Source organism: Streptococcus sp. DD11 (assembly GCF_001578865.1).
Classification (GTDB): Bacteria; Bacillota; Bacilli; order Lactobacillales; family Streptococcaceae; genus Streptococcus; species Streptococcus panodentis.
On the sequence record NZ_KQ969392.1, the window covers coordinates 277,154 to 295,783 of the forward strand.

Genomic DNA, 18,630 nt, shown 5'->3' on the forward strand with positions numbered 1-18,630 from the left:
TCATTAAAGAAATAAATCCAAGACCAGTGCCCTAGATAGTCAACACCGTCAACATCTGCACTTGGGACGCTCTCATAGTAGGAAAACCATTTGTTGTCTGCGCCGCTGTCCACTAAGGCTTTGTAAACCGGCAGGGCGTAGTCAGACGGTTGGACAATCTGGTCATTGGCTGCATGGACAAACCAGATGGGCAGGGCAGACAGGGTCTTGATTTTTTCTTCATCAAAATACAGGCCGCCGTCCTTGACAAAGCCAGCAGATCCGGCCGTCTGGTCTGCCGTCTTTTTATAGGTCCCATCCGGATTGCGCTCAAAACTGTAGTAAGAGTAGGCCGTCGCCTGAGGCACCAGCGCTGCAAAGTAGTCCGGATAATGCAGAGCCAGATTGAGGGTCATATAGCCGCCGTTGGAGCAGCCAGCCAGATAAATGCGGCTGCTGTCTATGTCCGGATTGGACTGGACATAGGCCTTGATGGTATCCATGAGGATTTCAGTATAGCGGGACACTCCAGCCCCCGCTCCATTCGTCCCGTCGCCTTCGTCCATCCAGTAGGTCGGGGTTTGGACCGCCAGCACATAAGCGCCGCTCTCCTTTCGGTCGTCAGCCGCTGTGAAATGCTGCTGAATGTCATCGCGAACCAGAGCCGTTACTTCATTGCCTAAGAGGGTAATGTCCGTATCCGTACCGCCCTCACCTTGGCCGTGCAGCCAGATGAGGAGCGGATTCTTGGCTCCCTTTTTCAGCTGTTTAGGCTCATAGGCCGCATAGTTCAGGGTCAATTTTTCCTTCTGCTGAGTCAGGGGATTGGTGTAGCTGCCGGAATAGCTGTCACGTTTAGTAAAGGCCGCCAGCTCAGCAGAGACCCGATGGTTGATAGCATCAGCTTCTTTGGACAGGGCCTGCTGATGATCGACTACTAGATTGTTCACTGAAACCGGATAGCTTGGGGCCCATTCATTCATAAGAGTGCTCAGATTGTAGTGGAAGGGCGACGCATTGCCAGACGGATCCTCAAAGCTGTAGTTCACCTGCAGCTCAAGAGTCGCATAGTCGCTGCTCTGTCCTTCCTTGACGGCCTTCCCCTCTGCATCGGATAGATAGCTCTTGCTGATAGCGCGCTCAACTCCCGCTGTCAACAGCTTGGCCTTAGAGGTATCCAGAGAGCTGACCGGTTCTTTCAAATTCAAAATCACCTTGGACACCGCAGGACCAAACTCATAGCCCTGAATGCCGATGCTGATATTGTCAATAGCATTTGAAGTACGCGGCCGGCTGCCACAGGCCGCTGCCAAAGCAGCAACAGCAGCAACCGCCGACAGCTTTAAGTATCTTGAGTTCATAAGAAACCCTCCTTTAAAATGTGACAAACCTTAAAAGCGATTATTTTTTCCATAGAAAAAACCTAAACACATACTAAATAGAAAGCAGACTGCCGCTTTTTATCTCGTATTTGTTTAGGTTTTGCCTGCCCAACCAGTAACAATCCATAAAACCAGTATAGCAGATTAAAATATTTTTGCAAGCGCTTTCGCAACAAAAACTAAAAAATAATCCTAAAAATTTCATAGGAAAAACTCAGCCCAACGGTTCCTAGTCATACTCAATGAAAATCAAGCAGCAAGCGGGCAGAAACTCGCTGCAGACTGCTCACAGAGGCTGAGACAGACTCCCATGATGGGAGTCTTATACAGTATCTTCCAAAAGATCCATCCCTCTGTAGGTGAGGGCGCAGCCATCATGGGAGTCTGTCCCACCGCCTTATAAGCGGCTCGTTGCTCATCCTTTTCTTATTGGCTAAAACTGTCCCCCGGGCAATTTCACTGCTAAAAGCAAAGGCGGCGGGACAGCCACTTTCGCAATGAACCGACGGAGTAGGTTGCTGGTGTGCCGACCGCTTAAAGCAAACTGGCTCAGCACACGGTTTCCGAACAAGTCTAAAAGAAAAAGGCCTGGAGCTTCATCAGAACCAATCCTTCTTCTAACTGAAACTTTTTTGTCTCCGCCTCCTGATGTTGTGCGGGCTTTCATCAGAAGGAACACTGATTATAGCAAATGTTCCACATCCACTGTCAGAACCTGGCCGTCTTTGACAACCTGCCGGCCGGCAATGTAGACATCTTTCACATCGCTGCCTTTGGCCGCATACAGAAGATGCGACAGCATATTTTCCAGCGGATAGAGGTGCAGCCTGCCTCGGGGCTGAATGACCAGAAAGTCAGCCTGCTTGCCCTGTTCCAGACTGCCAATCTGATCCGCCATATCAAGAGCCTTGGCCCCCTCGATCGTCATCGCCTTAAGAGCCTGCTCAAGCGTGAAAGAAGTCGCGTCCCTGCTCCGCATCTTTTGCAGCAGAGCTGCCGTCCGTCCCTCCTCAAACATATCCAGATTGTTGTTGGATGCTACCGAGTCCGTAGCCAGTCCGACAGAAATGCCGGCTGCGATCAGATCAACAACCGGTGCCACACCGGAGGCCAGCTTGAGATTGCTGATAGGATTGTGGGCGATGCTGACCTGCGAATCAGCCAAGACAGCAATATCCCGCTCTGTAAATTCCACCCCATGAGCGAAAATCGCCGGCTGATCCAGATAGCCCAAGTCTTTGAGAAAAGCCAGAGGCCGCTTGCCCTGCGTTTCCAAAACAATCCGGTTTTCTTCCTCCGTTTCAGCTACATGGATATGCAGCTTCAGCCCCAGCTCACGAGCCAAATCCCCACTTCCTTTAAGCAAGTCCCGGTCACAGGTATAAGGTGAATGCGGCGCCACCATAACCCGAAAGCGGTCATCCTGATAGGAAAGGATGGCTTCGATAATGGATCGTGTCCGAGCCAGCGTTTCCTGAGCGGTCTCCTTCTCTGAGCTAAAGAGGGTCGGCGAAAAATAGCAGCGCATGCCGGATTCCTTAACCGCCTGATAAATCTGACTAATCTCGACTCCATTGGGATTGTACATATCATTAAAGGTCGTCGTGCCTGACTGCAGCATTTCTGCCAAGGCAAACTTGACAGCCTTGGTCGTCATTTCAGGAGTGAACTGGCTTTCGGCCGGCCAGATATAGTCTTCCAGCCATTCGTGCAGATTGCTGTCATCCCGAATACCGCGCAAACCCGTCATAGCTGAGTGCGTATGACAATTAACCAGCCCCGGCATGAGCCAGGCCCCCTCATAGTCCACCACATCTTGACATTTCGCTTCCCAGTCAGGCTTGTAGCCGCCGCAGTAAACAATGCGGCTGCCCTCTATTACTAAAAGCCCTTCCCGATAGACATGAAAATCACTGTCGCAGGTCACCAGATTGACATTTTTAAAAGCTTTCATTGCATTTCCCCTACTTTCCCAACTCTTACTTTCAAGAGATTTTAGCTATTATAACAAGCCTGCGGCAATAGTGCAAGACTTTTTGCTCTTGATTGCCTGACAAAACATTTGTTTGAGGATTTCCAAAAAAAGATTGAAGAAATCTCAAAAAGAGAGCTTTCTTCAATCTCCGTTCATATAGCGGAGCAAATAGCCATAGCCTTCATTTTCCATTTCTTCCTTGGGAACAAAGCGCAGAGCGGCTGAGTTGATGCAGTAGCGCAGGCCGCCTTGGTCGGCCGGACCGTCGGTAAAGACATGACCCAGATGGGCATGGCCAGACCGGCTGCGCACTTCGATACGCTCCATGCCATGGCTCCTGTCCTCATAATAACGGATGACTTCTCTGGCAATGGGCCGAGTAAAACTCGGCCAGCCGCAGCCGGATTCAAACTTGTCAGCGGCGAAAAAGAGCGGCTCGCCAGTCGTGATGTCCACATAAATCCCTTGCTCAAACGAATCAAAATAGGCATTTTGGAAAGGCCGTTCTGTCGCACTATTCTGAGTCACCTGATACTGCTCTTGCGTCAGCTGATCTTTTAGTTCCGCATCTGTAGGCTTCTCGTATTGACCTGGATCGACCAACGGCTGGTAAGCATCATTGACATTGATATGACAGTAACCGCCAGGGTTTTTCTTGAGATAGTCCTGATGGTAGCCCTCGGCCAGAATATAGTGGCGCAGAGGCTCCAGCTCAACAGCAATCTTTTGCCCCAGCTGCTTTTCCTGCTCCGCACAGACCTGCTCTAGGACAGGCCGATCCGCTTCATCTGTATAGTAAAGGCCGGTCCGGTACTGGCGGCCGACATCATGGCCTTGCTTGTTGACAGACAGCGGATCAATGACCCGGAAATAATAGAGCAGGATTTCCCGCAGGCTGACCCGCTTTTCGTCATAGACTAGATGAACTGCCTCTGCATGATCCGTCTGATGAATCAGCTGGTAATTGGTCGACTCCACCTGCCCATTGGCATAGCCCACCGTCGTCTCCTCCACACCCTCAATGCGGGAAAAATACTCTTCCAAGCCCCAGAAGCAGCCGCCAGCCAAGTAGATTTCTGCCATAAAAACACCTCATTTCTTTGCGTCTATTTTCTCATGAAAGGAGTAAATTTTATAGTGGTTCAACTCAAAAATGATTTCTGCCGTTGACTATAAATACTATCACTTAGGCAGAATCTCATCATATTTATTTTTTTGCTCACCGACAACTTGCTTCACTTTTTTAGCCATAGCACCCATCATACTTTCTGAAGTATCTAATTTATTATATAGATTTTCAATCGTTTCTTTTGTTGATTTAGCAGCCTTTCTTATTTCGTCTTCACCTGCTTTCTTAATCTTTTCTTTCTCTGCCTTCATCATCGGCACCCAAAAGAGCTTAATGCGATTTGTTTCAAGCTTCTTCATGAAATCCTTGGTATCGCCAAAGGCATTCAGTTCACTCAAAGGTTTTTGCATATTCTCTCCTCAATTCTTCAATATCTTCTTCATATAAGGCTCGTTTTTTATAAAAAGCTTCTCGCAAATCTTCCTCTTCTACTTCTAACTTTCCTTGTTCTATTTTATGAGCAAGTTCAGTCTCATCTAAAAATTCAGTCAGTTTATTGTAATAACCATTTAGAAATGAAGAATCTGATACTTTCATGGTTCTCACAAATTGACGAGCTTGTTCAGCTTCTTGATTAATCAAAGTCGTTCTGAAACGAAAGATTTCATCAATATCATTCCATTTATTAGCAAGCTCTCGCTTATCTCTCCGATAGAAGATTTCTAGCTCCTCTAACTCACTCTCTTTCGCTCTTAACGAACGATAAATCAAATCTTGCTCCATTGATTAAAATCTCCTGCTAATTGGGCATCCTCTTCTGTCATTTTTTTGATCGCACTTTCGATGTCTGATCGGACATTTGAAAAAGCAGTGGCAATAGCTGTTGCTTTTGTAACCTCAGCATCAAAATGACTACGTAAAGGTTCCACGATATCCGTCTTACTGACACCCTCACTAATTAAAATTGTCTCAATCTCGCCAGCACTCAAGGCAGTACAGGTTGTTTCTAAAGCTGTTTTAGATAAATCATAAAAATTTTTCCATCTGCATTATAGCCTCATTCCTTGCTAGACTAATTCTTGTCAAACCTGCTTGAGCAGCACTATCCAGACCAGAAGCAATAATTGAAGATTGTTCACTATCTAAAAAAATTTTCTCATTACTAGAGTAACCATCTGAAGCAAGGGTGTTTTTATGCCTTTCAAATGCAGATAGTTGTATAGCAACAAGTTCTTTTATTGGTTGCATTTCTGTGCTTGTTTTGAGTATAATATTTCCCTTTTCATCCAATTGATAACCGTTAGTCATGTGTTGACCAACAAAGCCTACCTCTCTACTCTCTACAAAGTGAACAATTCCAACTGATCCATCACTTCCTTTCTCAATCTTTCTGCCTACCATGCTAATCATATCTTTTGGATCAGCATAGTTCTTTATCCTATCTTTAATCAAATCAACAGTTTCTCGTTGCTTATCACTTAAAATCCCATAGACATTGGGGCCATTATAGATATAAGCTTTCTGGATTCTCTTAATATTCTCAGGTGATAAATCAGCCATTGAATATTGGGCATCCATAGAGCCTAGTGAGTGGCCATAAATATTAATCTTAGCATTTGGATATTTTTCCATAATATCCTTTAAGGCTCTCGAGGAGGCTTTCAATTGTCCCGTTGAACGGTCGTTACTAAGAAAAGAAGGTTTACTTTCTTGATACCATACACGAAGAGCAAGGAGAGCATCATTTTCTATCCAATCATTCCATACATCTTCAGGATTGGTCCCTATTTTATCTGGAGCGGTTGAGCCACGAAAAAGAACGGTTACTTCCTGAACTTGCTCAGCTGGAACTTCTGGATTATCAACTACAGCATAGACTTGCTCACCAGCACCAGAAGTCGTTGTCACAACTGGATTGATGATTGATGATTCTGGAGTTCCATAATAAGAAGGAAGAGCAACGTGACCAGTATTATCGTAAACTTGAGAGACTGTGCCAACACTTCTATCATACTGATCTTTTACTTCACGATTAAGAGAATTATCGTTATATTCAGTCATAGCCGTCTGAAGATTTTGTTCATTCACATATTTTTTGCTCATTTAACATTTTCCTTTAACAAAGCTGATAATTTAGGTGATACGGTATATCCATATGTTTCATACTCTCCATTGTCATTTTTTATCAATCCAAAATGAAAGTCCAACTCTTTATTGTTATTAAAATACAATCGAACCATCAGTCCCCCCATCGGATTATATTCTAATGTCTCAGTATCAATTTCATAAGATTGAATAACTCCTTCTCTGGTTAGAGCATTAGGATCATTCGCTCTCATATGTTCTTCATAAACCTTTCTTGCTTCTTTACTAGTTGCAATGCGTATCATTTCCTGTTTCTTCTGATGTTGGTACATACCAAATCCTCCTACTACTATCCCAATAACTGCTAGAATGCTAAACAAAACTATCAACCATCTTCTTGTGCTTTTCATAATTCCTCCTTCATGATATTAAATATTTAGTTTAATTTGTAACTTGCTACCTTACTTCTATCTATACTATAAATAGATTACATAGAAAATATTGCCGCAACAGTTATTTACCTCTCTGTAATATTTTTCTTAAATTTTCCAAAATTTAGAGGAACTTTTATAATGAACTGAATGATATGATTCATCTTCATTATTTATTTTACTCGTAGTGTAATACAATTTTAAAATATCTTTAAAAAGCGGAGGTTAGTAGTTCTCAGATATTACCGTTGCCTTAAAAAAGATTGAAGAAAGTCTTCAAATATGGAGCTTTCTTCAATCTTAAACAGTCGTATTTTAATTACTCCTCAATATACTTCAATTTTCCTCGGAAATCTTCCAGGCTTTCATAGCCTTTTTCTTCCATAATAGCCTTGAGTTCTGCGGTGATCCGCTCAAAGGCTGCCACGCCTTCTTTATGAAGGGTAGTCCCCACCTGCACCATGCTGGCTCCGCAGAGGATATGCTCAAAGGCATCGCGGCCGGTCAGGACACCGCCGGTTCCGATGATTTGGATTTCCGGATTCAGGCGTTGGTAAAAGGCATGGACATTGGCCAGAGCGGTCGGCTTGATGTACTGGCCCCCAATGCCGCCGAAGCCATTTTTCGGCCGAATCACCACTGACTCATCCTCAATATAAAGGCCGTTTCCAATGGAGTTGACACAGTTGACAAAGGCCAGCGGGAATTGATTGAAAACAGCAGCTGCCTGATCAAAGTGCACGATGTCAAAGTAAGGCGGCAGCTTGATGCCCAGCGGCTTGGTGAAATAGGCAAAGACTTCCTTTAAAATCCTTTCTGTCGTCTCAAAATCATAGGCAATCTGCGGTTTGCCGGGGACATTGGGACAGGAGAGATTGAGCTCGGTGATGCCTTGAAAATCACTGGCCTCAACTTTCTTCAGAATAGCATGGGTTTCCTCGGGCGACATGCCGACCAGCGAGAGAAAGAAGGTGCGGCTTGGCTCTCTTTCCTGCAGTTCCAGCAAGTAATCCAGATAATAATCCAATCCTTGATTGGGCAAGCCCATAGAGTTGATGGAGCCCAGCGGCACATCCTGATAGCGGGGCTCCGGATTGCCAGCACGGAAGTCCAAAGTCGCCGTCTTGGTCACAAAAGTTCCGGCCGCAGAGTCTTTGACGGCTTCCAGCTCTGCGATTGTCATACAGGCTACTCCAGCCGCATTCATGAGGCAGTTGTCAAAGTCAAATCCGGCAATACGGGTCTTCGTTGATGTCATGATAGTCAAACTCCTTTTTTCTGTAAGAAGGCTTTCAGCCTAGGCTATGAATACAGTTATCATCTTGTATCATCTATATTATATCACTGAATCGCTTTTTTTAACAGCCTCATTCTCTTTCTATTGTAAATTCAAGCAGCATGAACTCCAACAGTCTGCCCCCCTTTCAGCCCGAATCCAGAAAGAACAGAGCGCAGAAGGAAGGTTACGGGCACAGAGGCTGGTGCAGCCTCCCCTGCTGGCTGCGCCGCCGGCACTTCCAGTCAGACTTTCCATTCGCCGCTTGATGTGAATGCTCATCGTTCGGCCAGCAGGCAGCTCCTGTCCAATAAATTTGGAATCTGCCAAAGCCCGTGCTTATCCTTTTTCTGAAACTTTTCAGAAAGCCGAATTGTGGAAATTTTTAGAAAATTCAACTTTTTTCTTTACAAGAAAGAAAAAGTCTGCTATAATGGTCCATGTAATAAAATATGACATGGATTTTTTTAGAATCTTCCTATCTATTTTACCATTGCAAACCCGCCCTGAGCCTTGCTTTTGGGCTGACTATTCACTAAAAGGAGAACCCTATGACAACTGCTAAAGAATATATCCAAAGCACTTTTGAAACTGTTAAGGCCCGCAACGGACATGAGGCAGAATTCCTCCAAGCTGTTGAAGAGTTTCTCAATACTCTGGAGCCCGTTTTCGAAAAACACCCAGAATACATCGAAGAAAACATCCTAGCGCGTATTACTGAGCCTGAGCGCGTTATCAGCTTCCGTGTTCCTTGGGTAGACCGCGACGGCAAGGTACAGGTCAACCGCGGCTACCGCGTACAGTTCAACTCAGCAGTTGGTCCTTATAAAGGCGGACTTCGTTTCCACCCAACTGTCAACCAAGGGATTTTGAAATTCTTGGGATTTGAGCAAATCTTCAAAAACGTCCTGACCGGACTTCCTATCGGCGGCGGCAAGGGCGGTTCCGACTTCGATCCGAAAGGCAAGACGGATGCTGAAGTGATGCGCTTCTGCCAAAGCTTTATGACAGAATTGCAAAAACACATCGGTCCATCTCTGGATGTACCGGCCGGTGATATCGGTGTTGGCGGACGCGAAATCGGCTACCTCTACGGCCAATACAAGCGTTTGAAACAGTTCGATGCCGGCGTCCTGACCGGTAAACCGCTTGGCTTCGGCGGCAGCCTGATCCGTCCGGAAGCAACTGGCTACGGTCTGGTCTACTATGCTGAGGAAATGCTCAAAGCCAACGGCCAAAGCTTTGCCGGCAAGAAAGTGGTCATTTCCGGCTCTGGTAATGTTGCCCAATACGCCCTGCAAAAAGCAACCGAGCTTGGAGCAACCGTTATCTCCGTCTCTGACTCAAACGGCTACATCATTGATGAAAACGGAATCGACTTTGATCTCCTTGTGGATGTTAAAGAAAAACGCCGTGCCCGCTTGACTGAATACGCTGCTGAAAAAGCAACGGCTGCTTACCACGAAGGGTCTGTCTGGACTTATGCAGAGAAATACGACATTGCTCTGCCATGTGCGACTCAAAACGAAATCAACGGTGACGCTGCAAAACGCCTGGTCACTCAAGGTGTCTTCTGTGTGGCAGAAGGGGCTAACATGCCGAGCGACCTGGATGCTATCGCTGTCTACAAGGAAAACGGTGTCTACTACGGTCCTGCCAAAGCTGCCAATGCTGGTGGTGTAGCTGTATCTGCTCTGGAGATGAGCCAAAACAGCCTTCGTCTGTCATGGACTCGCGAAGAAGTTGACGGTCGCCTCAAAGACATCATGACAAATATCTTCAACACAGCTAAGACTACCGCTGAAACTTACGGACTTGGCAAAGACTACCTGGCCGGTGCTAACATCGCTGCCTTCGAAAACGTAGCAAATGCTATGATTGCGCAAGGTATTGTTTAACTAATTGATACATCCTATCGGAGGACAAATCATGAACTTGCGGCCAATGGAAGTGAGAGACAATCCAGCTGTAGCGCAGCTCATTCGAGCCAGCCTAGAAGAATTCGGGCTTGACAAACCAGGAACTGTCTACTTTGATTCTCATCTAGATCATTTGGCCGACTATTATCAACATCAAGAGAGAGCAGCTTACTTTGTTCTGGAAGATGAAGATCAGCTGGTTGGCTGCGGTGGCTTTGCACCTGTGTCCGATAAGATTGCTGAATTACAAAAACTGTATGTCACTAAAAATAGCCGTGGCAAAGGTTATTCCAGCAGGTTGATAAAGCGGATATTTCAGGAAGCCCGCCTAGCTGGTTATGAACAGCTTTATCTAGAAACCTCTACTGAACTGGCTACGGCCGTGGCCATCTATCAGCACTATGGTTTTACAGCACTGCAAGAACCACTTTCTAAGGCTGCTGGACACCCTGCTATGAATATCTGGATGATAAAATCCCTCTTATCAGATGAATAGATGGCAGTATACTCTGGCTGTCTCAAGAACATCATGACCAAGATCCTCAAGACAGCTAAAACAACTTTTAAAAATGTAGCCAAGGCCATGATAGTTAAGGTATTGTTTCAATTTATTTTTCAATCCTCGATCGCTCTGATTGGGGATTTTTATATTGGTTTTAAAAAAGCCCACTATTTCTAATAGTAAGCTTAAAAATCAAGATTTATTTTACTTCTACTAAGGCAAAAGACAGGCATTCAACAATTTCGTTTACTGCTTCATCTATGTTCACATCTTCCTTATCATTTAACATCATTGGAATAACATAAGAAAGACTCAAGGCTAGAATATAACGAACAATTCTTTCATTTGACCAATCTCGGATAACACCATTTTCTTTAAACTGATTCAGAACTGGACTAATTGGCTTAATGATAGAGTGAACAATAACATTCCCTAACTGGTCAGAAATAGTTTTATCAATAAAAGAACGACTCAAGAGAATTTTAACTTGCATGTGATTCTCCTGAATGAAAACTAGTCTATCTCGAACAATGCTTCTCAAAAACACTGGAAAACTCTCTTGGTTTGCTGTAAATTTCTTCTCAGAAAAATCAGCAATCACATCTGGAATAACCTGTTCGAGAAAAGTCGACAGAATAGCTTCTAAGATGCCTTCCTTGGTTTTAAAGTAACTAAAAACGGTCCCTTCTGAAACTCCAGCCTCCTTGGCAATAAGGCTTGCTGTTGTATTTTCAAAACCAATTTCTGAAAATAACTTTAAACTTGATAACAGTACTTGACGTTGTTTTAAACTCAAATTGCTATTTTCTAATGTCTGGGCATACTTTTGTTCTAAACTTTCCATTGCTGGCACCTCCCTGCTACCCTCTTACTTTTACGACTTTCTTACCTCGAGCGTGTCCCAACTTCAGACTACGATATGCCTCTCTAACTGACTTTAGAGAAAAATCATAAACCTGATCAATATTCAGCCGAACCTTCCCATCTGAGACCATTTCCGCTAGAACTTTAAAATCATCATATGTGGAATGTCTCGGACCCGTGAACTGAGCTCCTCTTATCATAACATATGGTGAAGGTACTAGCGTTCCGATCTCACTCCCCTTCAAACCTAGACTAAAAGCTAACTTAACGTAATCACTTCCATAGCAATCCAAGAATTTTGTAATTGGCTTTGGACTTGCTGATAGAAGAGCATTCTGGATGTTCTCTTCGTAAGCTACTGGTATAGCACCTAAAGACTTCAGATATTCTGAATTTTTCTTACTTGCAATTCCGATAACTGTTGCACCCTTAGCAACTGCATACTGTACTGCAATACTTCCAATACCACCTGCCGCTGCTGAAATAACTACAACATCTTTAGAACTTAACTCAATTTTTCTAAAAGCACCTCCCACTGTTAGAGAGGCTACCCCCATAGTAGCAGCATGATTCATATTAATCATCTCTGGTTTCAACACAATTTCCGATTCATTGACACAAACTTCTGTTGCCAAAGCTCCCCTCTTGGTTCCCAATCCAGGGTCACTGATCATTGTTCCAAAAACCTTATCCCCTACTGCAAACCGACTTACTCCTTCACCGATTTCTGTGATAACTCCAGCAAAATCCCGACCAACACCTCTTGGAAAAAGAGATGATTTTGACTCAAACCAACGACTTGGCTGCTTTAGTTTCGTCATAAAAGATAGAAAACGGAGAGGCTTTGCCCCCTCAAAAGTCTTATAATCAATAGGATTTAAACCAACTGCATAAACTTCTACCCTAACTTGATTCACTTCCAAAACATCAGATTTAATGTTCACCAAATCTAGCACTTCTTCATCACCGAAACGACTATACTGTATTGCTTGAACAACCATTTCATGAGCTCCTTTGTTTATTCACGAATTGAGTGAGCACTCAATCATTTTTCTTGATTATACGCTCATTTTTCAAAGATGTCAACATAGACGACGTGGCACAGTTATCTATATTTTTGTTTAACGACTATCTTTTGATGAAAACTGTCTTGTTTTTATCGACTTCAAAGAAACTTAAAAAAGAGAAGATTCAATTACCATTTAACACGAATCTAAAGAAATCCGACTGCTTATCAAAGCAGCCGGATTTTTATATATCTAATTTTTCAAAAAATTTGCCTGCTGCCTGCTTTTCTTTTAGCTTCTCAAGCAGCTCATTCTCCAGAAAAGGGCTTAGTTCGTCAAAATCTTGACAAACCTTAAAGACAGTTTCTCTGTCCAACTGGCCATAAGTTAGTTCATAATAATCCTTCTTATGATGCCAGTTCTGCTCATAGTTGACATCTGTGCGTTGATAGTAAACAATGTTTTGTTTCGGTGTCAGGTAAACCTTCTGCGTTAGAATACTTTTCTGATCTTTGGACAGCTTGCTGCGGCTGAAAATTTTCACGCCTTGAAACATTTTACACGCATGAATGCCCTCTTCTACCACTTTTAGCTCAATTTTTTTGTATTTCATACCGCCGTCTCCTGAAATCACCTACATAATATCAGTATATCAGTTTCTGGTAGATTTTCAAGCAAAAATGTGTCATTTCCAAAAGTCTTTAGTCGCCTCTAAAATTTCTTCTGTCGGTGTTACTGTGGCCTCAATAATGCTCTTGCCAGTCTTTTTCAGATAGGCTTGTATCAGATGATAGCCATAAGCATAGCCCGCAGCATAAGGCAGGCCGACTGGCAGCTGGCCTTGCAGCTCTGCAATTTCATCACCATAAAGATAGGGCGACATCTCCATCATGCCCGTCAGCTGAAGCTGGCTGGAGATGATGGGCTTGATTTCCTCTAGCTGCTCTGGACTCGTCGAAGTGACCCAAGGTCCGATGAGCTCCTCGCCATAGAGCTCCGCAGCAAAAGATTCGGCCAAACCTTCACTGACGATCCAATCCGCCAAGGTCGTCTGCTGGTTCCATTTGATAAACTGGAAGCGGACATTGTGGTTGCACTCATGCGCCAGCGCTGCCTGCATACGCGGCAAAGTATAGTCATTGGGCAGCAGACTGAGCATGAGATAGCCCGGAATCCCACCGTCGCCGCTGTAGCCTTGATTGAGCTGCAGCATCCGGCTCTCTGGATTGCCCAATAAGATAGTGAAATGATAATCCTGAACTTCTAAATTATAGCCAGCCTGTTCAAAGAGGCCGATAGCCCTCTGGATAGTCTCCTGACAATCTTGCCAAAGCCGGTCTGAGCTGATAGCCTCCACAGCCGGCCTGTCTTTTTCCGTCAAATTTCCCGGCATTTGGTTCATAAAACCAAGCAAGGTCATGGCATCAAAGCCGCCGGCTTGCTTCGCTTTCAAGGGGATGTGCTGCCTTTGATATTTAGGGGCAAAGGGTGCTAGCAGTCTGGCCCGAAAACAGCCTTCTCTTTTTTCCAAGGATAGATTGAGCAGATCCTGATAAACCTGATCCGAGCGAATGAGATTGATGTGCATTATGATCTCCATTTCTGTTTTTCACTAGTATATACCCTCCCCTAAGGTCAGTGTCAAGAAAAAAACAAGACCCGAAGTTTTTCTTCAAGCCTTGTCCTGTTTTTTTCAGTTAAGCGTCAGCCGTTTCCACTTGCGGATTTGGGTCCGGAAGTTGGTGAAAGGGGCTACGGTATTGATATGAACCCATTTCCAGAGGGGCCAGCGGGCCTTGGTGGTGGCCCAGGCTCGCTGCTCTGGCTCGAAAAATTCCTGGTCAGACAGGGTCGCAAGCCAAGTACAGACCTGCCCTGCTGCAGCCTTTAGCTGCTCGGCCTGCTCGGCCAAAGACAAGCCGCCGTATGTCTCATAAAAAGACTGATAGAGGCCGCCTAGATTGTTCCACTTGTAGCCGGGGGCCGGTGTTTCCACCTGCTGGCCGGCCAGTTCCTGCTGCTCCCAGTCTAGGAGAAGGTTGACCCATCCCAGCTGATAGGAGAGATTTTCCGAGGGGGTCTTGTCTACCCTTCTGCCCGGACATGCTTCAAATCCTCAGGAATGTCCTCAAACTCGGCCAAATACTTACCCAGCTTCTCCTCAATGCTGTCTATCAGCTCCTGCCTGCTGCTATATTCTTTCATGCCTGGCTCCTTTCATCAGATACGAAAGCGTTTCAATGATTTGGAAATGTGAAACGCCGGCTGTTTTGATTTGCAGAATCGTTAGTCTTTATTCTTTTTATTGGATGGTTCCTTGACCCATTTGGCATTCTCATAGACCACGGTGTAGGCAGCTTCATCGCCGTCCTCGCCATCAAAGATCAAGTCGAAACTGGTGGATTTTCCTGGTGCCAGATTCATGCCAATCTGGGCATTGTCAAAGGTGGAACCGTCCAGTACATAGACATTCTCTTTCCTGTCATACAGGCTGAAATCATAAGGACTGACCAGTATCGGCTTTTGGGAAGTATTTTCAAGGGTCAGCGATACGACAACAGCCACTCCAGTTGACTCATCGCTCATAACGCGCCTGCTGTCGGCTTCTGCCGCATGGACCGTTACTCTGAGGCCGTCAGAAAATTCAACCTTCTTTTCAAAAGGGTAAGCCGAGTAGCTGTCCAAGGAAGAATGGTGATAGCCCGTCAGCTCCTTGAGGTGGTCATTTTCCTCCACCAGACCAATGGCGGTCACGACCAAGAGAAGGCTGAGCAGGGACAAAAGAAAGATAACAATGCCCGATACGAGAGTCGTCCAAAACAGGGTTTGCTTGTGGAGCGGACGTTTTAGGCGATAGACAAGACCGTCATCAGTGACAATTTCTTGCTGGGTTTGCTGATTCATAATTACCTCTTCTAATCTGTTCGTTATTTGCTTTTGCTTACCGGCCCCAGTGTAGGCAGTTCAATCCCCTCTTTTAAAAGCGCCTCATGATAAAGACGGTAAAAAATATGGTAGATAGACGTCTGCATACCGCTTTGGACCGTCATGCTGATGCGAAAGTTGAATTGCCCGTTCGAGGCCATCTGCGGCCCGAGAATATTAGGGCTTTTGAGAATTTCCGGATGTTCCGGAACTGCTTCATCATTAACCTTAGAAATAATGCGGTAAATCTCATCCAAATCTGTCTGGGCATAAATCGGAATATCAATCAAGACCCGCATGTCGCCGCGGGAAAGATTGCTGACGACTGTGATATTGCGGTTAGGCACATAGTGGAGCGCCCCATCAGCATCCCGCACCTGCGTTGTCCGAATCCCCACGCTGACGACTGTGCCGGCAATATTGATAGAACCATTGGTCAGACGGACATTGTCTCCCACATCCAGCTGGCGCTCCAAGAGGATAAAGAAACCATTGACCAAGTCCGACAGAAAGCCCTGAGCCCCCATGCCGATTGCGACCCCGGCAATCCCAGCTCCAGCCAGAAGACTGGAGACCGGCAGTCCCAAAATAGACAGAATCCAATAAATCAACAGAAAATAAAGAGCGTAGTTGAGCAGATTTTCAATCAGACGGGTGATGGTCTTCTGCCGGGCAATATCCTGCTTGGACAGTTTCAGTGACGGAGCGATAACCTTGGCAACCAAAACATGCAGCAGCTTCTTAGCGATATAAAAGAGCAGCAGCAGTAAAAGCAGCGACACCAGTTTGGAGAAAAGCTGATCTGCCAGACCGGACCAGTCAAACTGCTGCCAATAGCGGTTCAGTACATTATTCAATAGAAAAATCCCTTTCCTTCAAGTGCTAGCTCTATTATACCACAAAGAGAGTTAGAATCTAATACTCTTTGAAAATCAAAACCAAGCTTCGCGCTGATTCTAACTGTCTGAGGGATGATTAGAGCGGACCTAGTTTGAAGAGATGGCCGAAGAGTATACCGTCATCTTTGTTTTTTAAAGCGGACAAGATAGCTTTTGCAAGTTTTTAGACCCTAATTTGGATCAGAAATGGCGGCAGACCGCATCCAGCACATCAGCAATGCAGACAGAAAAAGAAGAGAGCTCCAAGCCCTCTTCATCAGCTTAATCCTGCAACAATGGCTTTGATCTGGTCCTTGGTATGAACACCAGCCACCTGCTTGACTACTTGGCCGTCCTTCTTAAAAAGAAGGGTCGGAATAGACATAATGCCAAATTCGCGAGCTGTGTTTGGATTTTCATCCACATCCATTTTGAGGATTTTCAGCTCATCTTGGCTGACTTCTTCAGCCAGCTGTTCCAAAATCGGTGCCTGCATGCGGCAGGGACCGCACCAGGTTGCCCAAAAGTCAATCAGAACAAGACCATCCTTTGTTTCTTCTGCAAAATTCGCGTCTGTAACTGCTGCTACCATGTTTTTCTCCTTTAACAGTGGAACACTGCTCTATTTCATTTATTGACAATATTCTACACTAAAAAAGAAATTTTTTAAACTATTTGCTACGCCATGGCTGTTTTCAGAAGGTCCAGCCGCTGCATTTGCAAATACTGGCATGGCCTGTCTACTGCCATCAGTCACTCAGTGAAAAATGGTTGGTCATGAGATTGCTGGCATCTAACAGCACCTTGTCCAGCAAGCTGTCTGTCGCTTCCTGAACCTTATCGCTCAGAGCTTGATTTTCAGCTTCAAAATCAACTGCCTGTCCACTCGCCAGTGCCCGATCTGCCCGGCCAATCATCTCATGGCCCCAAGCCAGAGTTTCTTCTTGGTAGTCATCCAAATCGCCCACATGGCTGCTGAAGTGAGCATCGGCCAAAGCAGCAATAAGACGGTTGCTCCAGTAGAAGGAGTCCGTAGAGACCTTGTCTGTGGCATTGGCAAAGTAATCCGGCGTCTTGGAAACCTGAGTAAAGAAAGGCACAGCCGTATTGAAGGGCATGGAGCCATACGCTATCCATTGAATGCCGGTCGTCTCCTGCGGACGGTCAGGCCGCAGCTGCAGGATAGCAGTCTGGCTGGTACGATTGATCCCAACGGTCCGGAAAGTCCGTCTGCTTTGCGGATTTCCTTCTGTCCCGTAAGGGTCAAAATCCGTGTCCTGATAATGGCTGCTGAGGACATAGTTAACATCTTCAATGCTAATCTTGCGGTAAGGCTTGCGGCACCATGGGAGGAAGAAAGAGCGAGGATCCTGTTCCGCTTCCGGATTGAGGAATTTCTGCATAAACCAGGCCCGCGGCGTATTGTAGTGGCGGTCCTTGTCTTTCTGACTGCCAAAAGCATAGCGCGGATTGAAGGCTTCATCAGAATAATTGAGATTGAGGTGATTTTCCCTGACAAACTCCTTCAGATGAGGATGGCAGAGAAAATGCTCTGGATTGTCAAACTCAAACCGATCGCTGCCCAGTTGATTGGGATTGGTCACATAGGCATCGTCTGGCACTCTGCGAGCCATCCAGTGATGGCCGCCAACCGTTTCCAGCCACCAGATTTCATCCACATCTGAGATGGCAATACCGTTGGACTCATAAGTACCATGTTGTTCCAAAAGACTGCCCAGACGCAGAACCCCTTCCCGAGCTGTCTTGATATAAGGCAAAACCAAGGTTACAATATCTTCTTCGCCAATACCTTCCGGTACCAGAGGATCCGCCCCCAGCACCCGGCTGTTGGTGGTGATGGTCTCTGTCGCACTGACAGCGACATTATAGGCGTTGATGCCCGCTGCTCCCCAGACACCTTCCTTAGGCACGGCATCCGGCACTGCTGTATAGCGGACAGGCTCTTCCGGCAAGTCCAGCTCAAAAGCCGACAGCACAGACTGGTAATGGCGCGGCTGGTCTTCCGGATTGACCACGATAAATTTCTTAGGAGTAAATACTCCGTTTTGTGAATCTTCTGTACGAGCAACAATCGTTGAGCCATCATAGCTGGCTTTTTTGCCAACCAAAATGGTCGTACAGGAATCAGATGAATGTGTTAGCCTCATATATTTGAACCTCCATTCTTCAAGCCTGCATCCAGAAAGGACCTGCCGCCTAACACTTTTCAGCGTCTGAACCTTTACAGCTCTTTGCTGAACGCCAGTTCTGCCTGCATCGCTCTGCCTTGTCAAAACCAGATTTTCTTTGAATATCAGGCTCACAGGGCGCAGCCATT

General features: G+C 45.5%; 20 protein-coding genes and 1 pseudogene. 3 read left to right on the forward strand and 18 right to left on the reverse strand.

Going from position 1 to position 18,630, the window contains the following annotated elements:
• The 9 genes from STRDD11_RS01275 to STRDD11_RS01315 form a co-directional block, all read right to left on the reverse strand.
• Positions 1–1,340, reverse strand: a 1,340-nt coding sequence (locus STRDD11_RS01275) for a prolyl oligopeptidase family serine peptidase (RefSeq protein ID WP_128835326.1), incomplete at its 3' end; no start/stop codon positions are given.
• Positions 1,341–2,043: 703 nt separating this feature from the next.
• Positions 2,044–3,315, reverse strand: a complete 1,272-nt coding sequence (locus STRDD11_RS01280) for a TRZ/ATZ family protein (protein WP_128834601.1) — start codon at positions 3,313–3,315, stop codon at positions 2,044–2,046.
• 162 nt (positions 3,316–3,477) lie between these two features.
• On the reverse strand, positions 3,478–4,419 hold the full coding sequence (msrB, locus tag STRDD11_RS01285) for a peptide-methionine (R)-S-oxide reductase MsrB (RefSeq protein ID WP_128834603.1): 942 nt from the start codon (positions 4,417–4,419) through the stop codon (positions 3,478–3,480).
• A 99-nt stretch (positions 4,420–4,518) separates the two neighbouring features.
• Positions 4,519–4,815 (reverse strand): hypothetical protein, encoded by a 297-nt coding sequence (locus STRDD11_RS01290; RefSeq protein WP_128834605.1) that lies wholly within the window; start codon positions 4,813–4,815, stop codon positions 4,519–4,521.
• Complete coding sequence (locus STRDD11_RS01295) at positions 4,796–5,188, reverse strand: hypothetical protein (RefSeq protein WP_128834607.1); 393 nt, start codon at positions 5,186–5,188, stop codon at positions 4,796–4,798. Before STRDD11_RS01295 ends, STRDD11_RS01290 begins: the two co-directional genes overlap by 20 nt.
• The gene (locus STRDD11_RS01300) at positions 5,173–5,334 is read right to left on the reverse strand and encodes a DUF1488 family protein (protein ID WP_128834609.1); all 162 of its coding nucleotides are present in this window, start codon (positions 5,332–5,334) and stop codon (positions 5,173–5,175) included. The genes STRDD11_RS01295 and STRDD11_RS01300 overlap by 16 nt, the downstream gene beginning before the upstream one ends.
• A gap of 97 nt (positions 5,335–5,431) precedes the next feature.
• Entirely contained in the window at positions 5,432–6,508 is a 1,077-nt protein-coding gene (locus tag STRDD11_RS01305; RefSeq protein WP_128834611.1) for an Mbeg1-like protein, read from the reverse strand.
• Entirely contained in the window at positions 6,505–6,900 is a 396-nt protein-coding gene (locus STRDD11_RS01310) for a DUF1310 family protein (RefSeq protein ID WP_128834613.1), read from the reverse strand. Before STRDD11_RS01310 ends, STRDD11_RS01305 begins: the two co-directional genes overlap by 4 nt.
• Positions 6,901–7,240: 340 nt before the next feature.
• Positions 7,241–8,179, reverse strand: a complete 939-nt coding sequence (locus tag STRDD11_RS01315) for a dihydroorotate oxidase (protein WP_128834615.1) — start codon at positions 8,177–8,179, stop codon at positions 7,241–7,243.
• A 569-nt stretch (positions 8,180–8,748) separates the two neighbouring features.
• On the opposite strand from STRDD11_RS01315, the gene gdhA reads away from it, so the two are divergent.
• Genes gdhA through STRDD11_RS14045 form a run of 3 tightly spaced genes read left to right on the forward strand, consistent with a single transcriptional unit; the run spans position 8,749 to position 10,795 of the window.
• Positions 8,749–10,095: an NADP-specific glutamate dehydrogenase gene (gene gdhA, locus STRDD11_RS01320; protein ID WP_128834617.1), complete on the forward strand. Its 1,347-nt coding sequence runs from the start codon at positions 8,749–8,751 to the stop codon at positions 10,093–10,095.
• Positions 10,096–10,126: 31 nt separating this feature from the next.
• Entirely contained in the window at positions 10,127–10,612 is a 486-nt protein-coding gene (locus STRDD11_RS01325) for a GNAT family N-acetyltransferase (protein ID WP_128834619.1), read from the forward strand.
• The gene (locus tag STRDD11_RS14045; protein WP_241209272.1) at positions 10,613–10,795 is read left to right on the forward strand and encodes a hypothetical protein; all 183 of its coding nucleotides are present in this window, start codon (positions 10,613–10,615) and stop codon (positions 10,793–10,795) included.
• Between the two features lie 22 nt (positions 10,796–10,817).
• Here the strand turns inward: STRDD11_RS14045 and STRDD11_RS01335 are convergent, their stop codons facing one another.
• The 9 genes and pseudogenes from STRDD11_RS01335 to STRDD11_RS01375 all read right to left on the reverse strand — a co-directional run bounded on the left by STRDD11_RS01335 (position 10,818) and on the right by STRDD11_RS01375 (position 18,460).
• Entirely contained in the window at positions 10,818–11,462 is a 645-nt protein-coding gene (locus STRDD11_RS01335) for a TetR/AcrR family transcriptional regulator (RefSeq protein WP_128834621.1), read from the reverse strand.
• Between the two features lie 16 nt (positions 11,463–11,478).
• Positions 11,479–12,483 (reverse strand): NADP-dependent oxidoreductase, encoded by a 1,005-nt coding sequence (locus STRDD11_RS01340; protein ID WP_128834624.1) that lies wholly within the window; start codon positions 12,481–12,483, stop codon positions 11,479–11,481.
• 250 nt (positions 12,484–12,733) lie between these two features.
• Entirely contained in the window at positions 12,734–13,102 is a 369-nt protein-coding gene (locus STRDD11_RS01345; RefSeq protein ID WP_128834626.1) for an EXLDI protein, read from the reverse strand.
• A 72-nt stretch (positions 13,103–13,174) separates the two neighbouring features.
• The gene (locus STRDD11_RS01350) at positions 13,175–14,077 is read right to left on the reverse strand and encodes a DUF2268 domain-containing putative Zn-dependent protease (RefSeq protein WP_128834628.1); all 903 of its coding nucleotides are present in this window, start codon (positions 14,075–14,077) and stop codon (positions 13,175–13,177) included.
• 105 nt (positions 14,078–14,182) lie between these two features.
• Positions 14,183–14,694 (reverse strand): annotated as a pseudogene (locus tag STRDD11_RS01355) (ClbS/DfsB family four-helix bundle protein).
• A gap of 81 nt (positions 14,695–14,775) precedes the next feature.
• Positions 14,776–15,393: a DUF4352 domain-containing protein gene (locus STRDD11_RS01360; protein WP_128834630.1), complete on the reverse strand. Its 618-nt coding sequence runs from the start codon at positions 15,391–15,393 to the stop codon at positions 14,776–14,778.
• A 23-nt stretch (positions 15,394–15,416) separates the two neighbouring features.
• Positions 15,417–16,280 carry a mechanosensitive ion channel family protein gene (locus STRDD11_RS01365; protein ID WP_128834632.1) on the reverse strand — a complete coding sequence of 288 codons (864 nt, stop codon included), beginning with the start codon at positions 16,278–16,280 and terminating at the stop codon, positions 15,417–15,419.
• A 289-nt stretch (positions 16,281–16,569) separates the two neighbouring features.
• A complete protein-coding gene (gene trxA, locus STRDD11_RS01370; protein WP_128834635.1) occupies positions 16,570–16,884 on the reverse strand; it encodes a thioredoxin in 315 nt (104 codons plus the stop codon).
• Positions 16,885–17,041: 157 nt separating this feature from the next.
• Positions 17,042–18,460, reverse strand: a complete 1,419-nt coding sequence (locus tag STRDD11_RS01375; protein ID WP_128834638.1) for a C69 family dipeptidase — start codon at positions 18,458–18,460, stop codon at positions 17,042–17,044.
• Positions 18,461–18,630: the final 170 nt, after the last annotated feature.